This window comes from Collinsella sp. AM29-10AC (genome assembly GCF_003469085.1).
GTDB lineage: Bacteria > Actinomycetota > Coriobacteriia > Coriobacteriales > Coriobacteriaceae > Collinsella.
On record NZ_QSKB01000023.1, the window covers coordinates 38,348 to 48,584 of the forward strand.

The 10,237-nt window shown below is 60.1% G+C and carries 8 protein-coding genes; all 8 read left to right on the forward strand.

From position 1 onward, the window contains the following. A partial coding sequence (locus tag DW754_RS11185) for an FHA domain-containing protein (protein WP_233540192.1) occupies nt 1–591 on the forward strand: 591 nt, incomplete at its 5' end. A gap of 6 nt (nt 592–597) precedes the next feature. Further along, on the forward strand, nt 598–1,014 hold the full coding sequence (locus DW754_RS08205) for an FHA domain-containing protein (protein ID WP_006235180.1): 417 nt from the start codon (nt 598–600) through the stop codon (nt 1,012–1,014). Then, nucleotides 1,011–2,810, forward strand: coding sequence for a Stp1/IreP family PP2C-type Ser/Thr phosphatase (locus DW754_RS08210; protein WP_117759858.1), 1,800 nt, complete (start codon nt 1,011–1,013; stop codon nt 2,808–2,810). Before DW754_RS08205 ends, DW754_RS08210 begins: the two co-directional genes overlap by 4 nt. Before the next feature lie 16 nt (nt 2,811–2,826). Next, entirely contained in the window at nt 2,827–5,697 is a 2,871-nt protein-coding gene (locus tag DW754_RS08215) for an FtsW/RodA/SpoVE family cell cycle protein (RefSeq protein WP_117759856.1), read from the forward strand. Between the two features lie 132 nt (nt 5,698–5,829). Then, nucleotides 5,830–7,791 carry a Stk1 family PASTA domain-containing Ser/Thr kinase gene (gene pknB / locus DW754_RS08220; RefSeq protein ID WP_117759854.1) on the forward strand — a complete coding sequence of 654 codons (1,962 nt, stop codon included), beginning with the start codon at nt 5,830–5,832 and terminating at the stop codon, nt 7,789–7,791. Between the two features lie 387 nt (nt 7,792–8,178). Then, nucleotides 8,179–9,426 carry a tyrosine-type recombinase/integrase gene (locus DW754_RS08225; protein WP_117640701.1) on the forward strand — a complete coding sequence of 416 codons (1,248 nt, stop codon included), beginning with the start codon at nt 8,179–8,181 and terminating at the stop codon, nt 9,424–9,426. A 218-nt stretch (nt 9,427–9,644) separates the two neighbouring features. Continuing rightward, nucleotides 9,645–9,890 (forward strand): hypothetical protein, encoded by a 246-nt coding sequence (locus DW754_RS08230; RefSeq protein ID WP_117640700.1) that lies wholly within the window; start codon nt 9,645–9,647, stop codon nt 9,888–9,890. A 9-nt stretch (nt 9,891–9,899) separates the two neighbouring features. Further along, nucleotides 9,900–10,196: a hypothetical protein gene (locus DW754_RS08235; protein WP_117759852.1), complete on the forward strand. Its 297-nt coding sequence runs from the start codon at nt 9,900–9,902 to the stop codon at nt 10,194–10,196. Nucleotides 10,197–10,237 lie beyond the last annotated feature (41 nt).

The window sequence follows — 10,237 nt, forward strand, 5'->3', positions numbered from 1 at the left end:
AAAAGCCGTGCCGCCAGCGCCCCGCGCGCCGGCCAGCAGCAGTTTGCTGCCCCGCAGCAGCAGCGCCCCGCTGCCATGCCCCAGCAGCAGCCGACGCCTCGCACCGCCGCTCCCGACCCGCTTGCCGTGGCAGACCCCTTCGCGCCTAGCGTCCCCGACCCCGCCGCCGCACCCATCCCGGTGCCGCAGACCATCTCGCGCGACGCGCTTGCCGGCATGGGCGGAGCCGCCGCGACCGGTGCCGCCGTGGGCCTAGGCGCCGCAGCCGGCATCGCCTCCAACATGGCGAGCACTCGCGCCCCGCAGCGCCCGCTCGCCCAGCTCGTCGACGTCGTGAGCGGCGAGAGCCATAGCATCACCTCCGCACAGGTGACCATCGGTCGCGAGCGCTCAGTTTCCGACATTGCCCTGCGCGACCCCAACGTGTCGCGCCGCCACGCCCAGCTCACCTTTACGGGCTCGGATTGGTCGATCGAGGACCTCAATTCCACCAACGGCACGCTCGTCAACAACCGCCGCATTACGCGCTGCCCGCTGCGCAACGGCGATCTGCTGACGTTTGGCCTGAGTACCTTTGAATTTAGGGGATAGTCGCTTATGAACATCGATATCGTCCTTTTTGCAGGCCGCATCGTCTTGGTCGCCCTGCTCTATATCTTCCTGTTCGCCGTCATGAAGACCGGCGTGGGACTCGTGCGCGGGCAGCGCCGCGACTCGGCTATCTGGACGATCGATGTGGACAAGGGCCCGCGCGGTATCCGCGGCATCCACGTAGACATGCTCGGCCCCGTCATCGTCGGTCGCTCTCCGTCTTCGGACATCTGCATCAACGAACCGTTCGTCTCGGCCTCGCATGCGCGCTTTTCGCTGCAGGGCCCGGCGCTCATCATCGAGGACCTCAACTCGCTTAACGGCACGCTCGTCAACGGCCGCCAGCTCGTGGAGCCCGCGACGCTGCGTGAGGGCGACGAAGTCCAGATTGGCGACGTGGTCATGAAGGTGAACCGTCGATGATCGACGAGGAGAACAAGTCCGCAACTATGACCGAGGCACCGGCCGCCGCCACAGCTGCGCCGGCCCACGCCGCTCCGGCGGGCTCCGCGCCCGTGGAGCCCGAGGACACCGTGTTCTCCCTGCCTCTTTCGCATGTAACGCATGATATTTCGGATCTCGCCGATAACGAAGACGAAGAGGATGCCGTAGCGGCGCCCATCGGCGCACATGCTGCGGAACAGCCCACAGCGCCCGAAGCAACCCCGGCGCCGGCTCACTTTGCAGAGCCCGTCGCCGCGGCAATCAACGAGAGTGCTGCGGTGTTTGCGGCACCCGAGCCCGCCGCGCCGGCGTTTCCCATAGCCCCGGCATCCGAGGTTGCGCCCGCGTCTACGCCGGCGCCCAAGCCTATAGACGTCAGCCAGCAAGACGACGAGTCGACCGCCCGCGTGTCCGAGGAGCCCGACTCCCCGGACACCGGCGATTCCGAATCAAACGCCGAGACCGACACCATCTCTCCCGGTGACACAGCCGAAATCGACGTTGCCGCCGTTGAGGCCAAGCTCAAAGACCCCGGCTCGACCATGAGCTTTGAACCCCTAACCGAGGAGCGCATCGAGACCGACTCGACCTATGATGCCGGCACCACCACGCAACTCATGTGGGGCGCCCGCTCCGACGTTGGCTGCGTGCGCCCGCACAATGAGGATTCCTACCTGGTGCAGTCGCCGCTCTTTTGCGTATGCGACGGCATGGGTGGTCACGCTGCCGGCGAGGTGGCCTCTTCTATCGCTGTCGAGACCATCGCCAAGACAGCTCCTCAGTCTGCCGACGCCGCACGCCTGGCGGCAGCCGTCGAGGCCGCCAACGCCGCCGTAATCGAGGCTGCCCTGAATGGCCTGGGCAAGCCTGGCATGGGTTGCACAGCCACTTGCGCCTATATCGAAAACGACACGCTCGCCATCGCCCACGTGGGTGACTCTCGCGCCTACCTGCTCCACGAGGGCACGCTCATCCGCGTGACCCGCGACCACTCCTACGTGGAGGAGCTCGTGGACGCCGGCGAGATCACGGCAGATGAGGCTCGCGTCCACCCCAACCGTTCGGTCATCACCCGCGCGCTGGGCTCGGACCCCGCTATGTATGCCGACCACTTCACTCTGCATATCGAGGAAGGCGACCGTCTGATCCTGTGCTCCGACGGCCTTTCGAGCATGATTCCCGATAGCGATATCGAGAACATCGCCACGCAGTCCTCAACCGCGCAAATCTGCGTCGACAACCTAGTGGACGCGGCGCTTGCCGCCGGCGGCCACGACAACGTGACCGTAGTAGTCGTTGACCTGGTTGACGATGGCGTTATGCGCGAGGCGCAACGCGTGCGTCGCCGCAACGTCACCATCGGCGTCGTCTTAGGTCTCGTCTTGGTGCTGGCGGCTTCCATCTGGGCCTACACGGGTGTCACCGGCTCGTACTACCTGGGTACCTACCAGGGCAATGTCGCCGTCTGGCGCGGCCTGCCCGGCAAGCCACTCGGACTCAAGCTCCACTGGCTCGAAAGCGAAACCAGTATTAAGCTGTCCGACCTGCCCGAAGACACGCAAAACCGCCTCAAGGCGGGCATTCCGCAAACAAGTGTCGACGATGCGCAGGACACGATATCCAAGTACCGCCACCAGATCGACGAGGAGCAGACCCGCCAGGTGATTGACGCGCAAACGATTCGCGACAACACCAATCAGGGATCGACCTCCGAATCAGATTCCGAGAAAACCGCCGAACAGTCCGCCGAGGCCGAAGCCTCCGAAAAGAACTAGAAAGGGAGTGCCGCTTATGAGTCGCCGCAACACCGAGCTGCTCTTGCTCATCGCCTCGGCGTTCCCCGTCATCCTGCTGTATGCGATGTACGTGCTCACCGCGGGCGCCGCCATCTCCTTTGAGACGCTCGCCGTGCCGATCGGCCTCTTTGCCGCCTTCGCCGCGGCACATATCGCCGTGCGCATCTTGGCGCCCGGCGCCGACCCCGCCATCCTACCCATCGTATTTATACTTTCGGGCATCGGTATCACGTTCGTGACACGCCTCGCCCCCGCTCTCGCGATCTCACAGCTCATCATCCTGTTTGTCTCGGTGGCCCTGATGGTGGGAACGCTCGCACTGGTCAAAAACCTCGACGTGGTCATGCGCTACAAGTACACCTTTGGCATCATCGGCATCATCCTGCTGATGCTGCCCATCTTTATCGGCACCACGATCTCGGGCTCCAAGCTGTGGATCCGCATCGCGGGCTTTACCATCCAGCCTGGCGAGTTCGCCAAGGTCTTTATCGTGCTGTTCCTGGCCGGGTACCTGGCCGAGAACCGCGAGCTGCTCTCCATCTCCAACCGCAAGATCCTGGGCTTTAAGATCCCTCGCCTGCGACTGCTACTGCCGCTGTTTGCCGTGTGGGGTGTGTGCCTGCTCGTCGTCGTCTTCGAACGCGACCTGGGTTCGGCCGTGCTGTTCTACACCATCTTCTTGCTGATGCTCTACGTTGCCACGGGGCGCTTTTCGTACGTCATCATCGGCCTTGCGCTCTTAGCCGTTGGAGCTGTGGGCGCCTACAAGTTCCTGTCTCACGTTCAGGTGCGTTTCCAGGTTTGGGTCGATCCGTTTAAGGACGCCCAGGGCCAGGGCTACCAGATCGTCCAGTCGCTCTTCTCGCTTGCCGATGGCGGCCTGGTCGGTGTTGGCATCGGCAACGGCATGGCCAACAACATCCCCGTCGTCGAGTCCGACTTTATCTTCTCGGCTATCGGCGAGGAGATGGGCCTTTTGGGCGGCGGCGCCGTGCTCATCCTGTTTATGCTCTTTGCCGTGCGTGGCCTCACCACGGCTGCCCGCGCTAAATCCGACCTCGCCGCCTTTAGCGCCACGGGCCTTACGGCCGCCATCAGCTTCCAGGCCTTTTTAATCGTGGGCGGCGTTACCCGCCTGATCCCGCTGACCGGCGTCACCCTACCCTTTATGAGCCAGGGCGGTTCCTCGCTGCTGGCAAGCTTTATCATCGTCGCGCTCCTGCTGCGCGCCGGTGACGAAGCGACCGGACGCGAGGCCGAGCTTACCGGCACCGGCACTATGGCCGCCATCACCGATGATCAGGTCGCATCTGCCGCCGCCCCGACGGGCACGCGCTTTGCCACCTCGTCTTCCTACGGCAGCGGCAGCCATTCCGTCGGCTCGCGCATGCGCCGTCGCCTGCTCGACACGCCTGAATCCGGTGTGCTCGGCCGCGTTGCGCTCGCCAACCGTCTAACCCGTGCGGTGCTCGCCTTTACGGCGCTGTTCGCCATCCTTATCGGCAACCTCACCTATGTCCAGGTCATCAAGGCCAAGGACTATCAGGATATGCCGACCAACAACCACACTATCGCCCGCTCCAAGTACATCCAGCGCGGTTCCATCATCACGTCCGACGGCGTGACGCTGGCCGAGTCGCTGCAGCAGGAGGACGGCACCTACGTACGCTCCTACCCCAACGGCAACCTGGCAGCGCACGTGGTTGGCTACGTGAGCCAGCAGTATGGCACCACCGCCATCGAGAGTGTCATGAACGACACGCTCACCGGCTCTAAGGATTACTCCAGCTGGAACAACGCCATCGCTTCGCTCGCGGGCCAGACCCAGCCGGGCAACACCGCCAAGCTCACCATCGACTCGCGTATCCAGACGGCGGCCGAGCAGGCGCTCAAGGGCTTTAAGGGCGCTGTAGTGGTCATCGACCCGCGTACCGGTGCGGTGCTCGCATGCGCCAGCTCGCCCACCTATGACAACACCAACATCGACGCCCTGCTGCAGGCGGGCGGCGGCGAGGACGGCTCCATGTACAATCGCGCCATGGACGCGCTGTACACGCCGGGCTCCACGTTTAAGGTCGTTACGCTTTCCGCGGCACTCGAGACCGGCACCGCCAGCCTTACCAGCACCTACCAGGCGCCCAGCTCCATGGACATCGGCAACGCGCCGGTCACCAACTATGCCAACGAGAGCTACGGCACCATCAGCCTGCAGCAGGCCTTTGCCGTGTCTTCCAACGTCGTCTTTGGCCAGGTGGCAAACGAAGTTGGCGCAAACACGCTCGTGCAGTTTGCCAACGCCTTTGGCTACGGCCAAAAGCTCGGCCAAGACCTGACCTCCGCGGCCTCCATCATGGCCGACCCGTCGCTCATGACCGAGTGGGAGACCGCCTGGGCCGGCGCCGGCCAGCCTGTCGGCATGGACCACACGCCCGGGCCGCAGACCACCGTCATGCAAAACGCCGTGATTGCCGCCGCCATCGCTAACAGTGGCGTGGTCATGGACCCGTACTTTGTAGCCCAGGTACTCGCCCCGGACGGAACTGTGGTCAAGACCACGCAGTCCCGCTCGCTGGGTCAGGCCGTCAGCTCCGCCACGGCCGACCAGGTCAAGCAGGCCATGCTCGCCGTCGTCCAGTCCGGTACCGGCACCGATGCCCAGGTCCCCGGCGTCAAGGTCGCCGGCAAGACCGGCTCGGCCGAGATCGGCGGCACCAACGTCAACTCGATGTTCGTTGGCTTTGCACCTTACGATTCACCCACGGTCGCCATCTCGGTGGCCTTGGAGGATTACGACAAACACGACGTCAAGGCGGCCAAGATTGCCGGCATCGTCCTGACCGCGGCGCTCGCCGCACAGGGAGCGTGATGCCCATGATCGAATCGGACACCCGAGGCGCGCCGCGGCCGAAGAGTTAGCGGCAACGCGCCACACGGCCCCAGCGGCCACATCGTAGGTACTACACACATCGTTGAGCGAATAGTTATGTTAGGAGCAGGAATGGAACAGAGGGTCCTCGGGGGAAGATACCTCCTCAAGGATAAGGTGGGGACAGGCGGTATGGCGACCGTCTACCGTGCGCAGGACCAGGTCCTCGACCGCACGGTAGCCGTCAAGATCATGCTGCCGCAGTATGCTGGCGACGCAACCTTCGCCGCACGCTTTAAGCAGGAGGCCCAGGCAGCAGCCGGTCTCTCCTCCCCCTATATCGTGGGCGTCTACGATTGGGGCAAGGACGGCGACACCTATTACATCGTCATGGAGTACCTGCGCGGCACCGACCTTAAGAGCGGCATCAAGAGCCACGGCGCCCTCGACCCCAAGAAGGTCGCCCAGATCGGCTCGCAGATCAGCTCCGCGCTTTCGGTCGCCCACAAGCACGAGATCATCCACCGCGACATCAAGCCGCAGAACATCATGGTGCTGCCCGACGGCAACATCAAGGTGATGGACTTTGGCATCGCGCGCGCCAAGAACAGCCACCTCACGCAAGACAACAACGTGCTGGGAACCGCCCACTACGTCAGTCCCGAGCAGACCCGTGGTCAGGACCTCGGCCCCACCTCGGATATCTACTCGCTGGGCGTCGTGATGTACGAGTGCGCCACCGGCCGCGTTCCCTTTGACGGTGACGACGCTATCTCGGTCGCACTCAAGCAGGTCAACGAGCTGCCTATTCCGCCGAGCCAGATCAACTCCGGTGTCGACGCCGACCTTGAGCGCATCATCCTCAAGTGCATGGAGAAGGACCCGGCAAACCGCTTCCAGACCGCCGACGAGCTGCGTCAGGTGCTCAACAGCTACCTGTCGGGCCGTGCCGTCAACATCTCGGAGCCCACGCGCATCATCGGTGCCCCCGGTGAGCTGGGCGCCACCAAGACTCGCGAGCTTTCCGATCAGACGCGCGCCATGGTGCGTCCCGTCTCGGGCGTGAGCGGCCAGAATACCGCCCGTAGCTCGGTTTCGGGCTCCACCGGCTCCTACGAGGTCGAAAAGCCCAAATCCAACAAGAACAAGATCATCGCCGCCGTGGTGGCAGCCGTTGCCGTCATCGGTATCGTGGTGGCCTTTGCCACAGGACTCTTTGGCGGCGAGCAGGTCACCGTGCCCGATGTGCTAGGCAAGGACCAGCAGACTGCCGTCGAGCAGATCAAGGAAGCCGGCCTCGAGGTCGGCACCATCGACCAAAGCTACAACGACGATGTCGACGAGGGCAAGGTCGCCGAGCAGACGCCCAACGGCAACACCAAGAAGGCCAAGGGCACCAAGGTGAACCTGGTAATCTCCAAGGGCCCCAAGCCCTCCGAGAAGGTCGAGGTTCCCCGGCTGGTCGGCCTGACCAAGGACCAGGCAGAAGCCGCGCTGGCAAGCGTTGGCCTGAAGGGCAACGCCTCCGAGGAGGCCAACGAGGCCGATGAGGGCCAGGTCTTTGAGCAGGGCACCGAAGCCGGTAAGGAAGTCGAGAAGGGCACGACCATCTCGTACAAGGTCTCGAGCGGCCCGGATACCACGTCCGTCCCCGACCTGACCGACATGACCGAGGCCCAGGCGCGCAACGCCCTCGATATGGCAGGCTTTGGCGTCGACGTGAGCTACCAGGAGAACGACTCGGTTACCGAGGGCACCGTGATTAGCTGGAACCCCAGCGGCAAGCAGAAGCCTGGCGCCACGATTACCGTCGTCATTGCCAAGAAGTCCGGCAAAGCCAGCGTTCCGGGCAACCTGTACGGCAAGAGCATCTCCGCCGCCGTCACCGCGCTCAACAACGCCGGGTTCTACAACATCGCATTCTGCGATCAGAACGGTAACCCCGTGAGCGGCAACGAAAACGCCACCGTTACGGGCGTCTCCCCCACCGGCAAGCAGTCTACCGACAGCACGATTACGCTGACGGTTGCACTTTCTGGCTCGGGTTCGGGTTCAGGCACGAGCACGGGCGACGATTCCGGTACGACCAACTAGTCGCAACCCAACCGCTCATTACGGCTCTCGCCGCAAACATATTCGCTCACAGGCGCCCGCTTGCTCCCCCAGCAAGCGGGCGCTTCGTTTTTGACATGGCATGAACCAGAAGAGCCCGGCACCGTGGTGGTACCGGGCTCGACAAATCTCTGGTGCCCCCGGGCGGATTCGAACCGTCGACACCCGCTTTAGGAGATATGATTTAATACTACCCCCTACTATTCATCAAGCATCATTGAACACCATATAACCGCAGATAAACATAGCAGTTTGTGTCTTTTACCTCCGGTAGCTGCGCCTACGCTTTTACAAACATATTACTAACAGCTTTAGCTAAACTGCACTCAATGAATTGTTGAAAACTATTCAAAGAAACGGAGTGCAAAGATGTCAGAACAGCCACTAATTAGCGGAAGAGGCACGTGTTGGAAAGACAAGAGATCACCTAACACCTATCGCTATTATTTTTCCCTTGGGGTCAAGGACCCTAAGACAGGGCGTTACAAACGATCCCCAACTTATACGGTTCGTTGCAAGACTAAAACAGAAGCTAAGGCTGCAATGCAGGCCAAGCTGGCTGAAATCAACTCCTCTGGCACGATCACTAAAACTAAAAAGCCCACTTTGCTTGCGTCCTACTGCTGGGCCTTTCATGAAAATAGGGACACCGAGCTTGCGCCAACGAGCTATGAAAGAGAAGCGTACGATTGCAGGCATATCGAAGACCTATTCGGCGCGTTTCAGACAATTGAGGGGCTAACTCCCGATCTAATCGAAGAAACATATGCCGAAGCTCGTCGTACGGGAAAATACAAACCATCTGAGCTTGTACGAATCAATGCGAAACTGCGCCAGATTCTGTCGAATGCAGTCGCAAAGAGAATAATTGACCGAAACCCCTGCGCTACCGTTCATGTTCGCAGACCACGCAACAAAAGAGAATCACTGACAATCGAGCAAGTAGCTACCCTATGCACACATCTTCAACACATTGAGCTCACCGCCGAAGCTGTTGGTACGCTAGTACTAGTGTATACGGGTATGCGAAAAGGCGAGATGCTGGGCCTCGAATGGCGCGATTGGGACCCTGCCAATAAAACCTTGAAAATTGACAGGCAGTACACCAACGATCATGAACTGAGGGCACCCAAGTCACAAGAAAGCCAACGCAAAATCCCCGTTGGAGAAACCCTGGCCGAACGTCTTCAATCATGGTCAGCCATACAAAAAGAGCTCCTGGCCTCTCTGGGGCTGTCCCAGACTGGCAGCACTCCCATCATTAGCGATATTGCTGTCGAGCAAGGGGTCCCTACTGTCTGTCACATGAAGAACTACATCTTCAACCATTGGTTTCGCGATTTCGCAGTTAGCTGCAATCTTGGAATCTATGAGCCGAATAATTCGACTGGCGGAAAACTATATAAGGGCATCTGCCCGCATCAGCTCAGGCATTGCGTAAGCACTTTTATGCTGGCGAACGGATCGGACGTTAGAAGCGTGCAAGGTATTCTTGGCCACGCGGACCCCAATATCACGCTCAAAACGTATACAAGCCTCGTTCAACAATCAGAAATAAAAGCAGTTAAAGGCTACGAAGACTTCATCAACGCCTATATACAGAGAAGCGAGAAATAGCATGTTTTTCATTCATCGTTTTATTCATAATATTACGGTACTATAATACCGTTTCCGCAGGTAGATGCTATATTTGATTGACAACTAATGAGTTTTAATACATGCTAAAGCTGTCAGATGGCTACGCATGTAGTCATAGAAACCGGCCCCCCAAGTGCTTATGAACCTGGTAAGTCTTACAAGCACAGGGAGGGCCCTCATTGAAAGGATAGCTCATCATGGCTACTCCAAAGATTAGCACTCAGGCGTCCACACCGACTTTCCCCACTGGTGCCGCTCAGTGCGATCGGTTGCTCCGCGTTAACGATATCCGCGAACTCACTGGCTGGAGCGAAAACACCGCACGCAAATTCATGCGCGAGTCCGGCAAGCTCATCCAAATCCATCGCTCGAATTACATGTTTGAAAGCTCGTTTTATGAGCTTTTCAAGCAGCTTGAAGGTCGTACCGCCCACCTTGACTAGGTGGTAAACATGAGCGAGCTACCGTCAATTTCCGACATATTCAACGATGATGTTACCGAGCAACGAAAGATTATAGAGAAAATGGATAAAGCTATTTTTATTTCAGTGCCCGAGTGGGCGTGCTGCGTCACCACCGTTGCCGCCGAGCGTCTCATCCTCGGCCTCGTATGGAAGTTTGGAAAACCTTCCAAAAACAAACGGCCCATGGGCTTTTGCGCTAGAAGCAAATGGATTGAGGATCACTACCACTTGAGCAAGAACACGATATCCCGAGCCTATACTTCTCTAAAGGATAGGCTCTGTTAGACCAGAATTGACATTTAGCACTTTTTCGAGCCGGGACGATA